Here is a 253-nt window from a genome sequence, read left to right as displayed (position 1 = left end):
CGTAAGAGTCGCCTGACAATTGTTAAACGGCTCCATGGTCGCGACAGTCAGTCCATGACTCAAGCCGTACTTGAACTAGCTAGTCAACATCAAGACAAGCTCAAGACGCTTACCGTGGATCATGGTAAAGAGTTCGCTAACTATCAGACAATTGAACAGCTAACAGGTACTCAGGTTTATTTTGCCCATGCTTATTTACCACATGAACGCGGTAGTAATGAAAACCGTAACCGAGTTTTGCGACGGTTTATTC

The 253-nt window shown here is 44.7% G+C and carries 1 protein-coding gene; it reads left to right on the top strand.

Annotated elements, in window-relative coordinates; all coding sequences use genetic code 11:
* Nucleotides 1-253, top strand: a 253-nt coding sequence (locus SAY88_RS25335; RefSeq protein ID WP_332635201.1) for an IS30 family transposase, incomplete at both ends; no start/stop codon positions are given.

Source organism: Halalkalibacter flavus (assembly GCF_036663575.1).
In the GTDB taxonomy this organism is placed as follows: domain Bacteria; phylum Bacillota; class Bacilli; order Bacillales; family Bacillaceae_D; genus Halalkalibacter; species Halalkalibacter flavus.
This window is presented reverse-complemented; position numbering and strand designations above follow the sequence as displayed.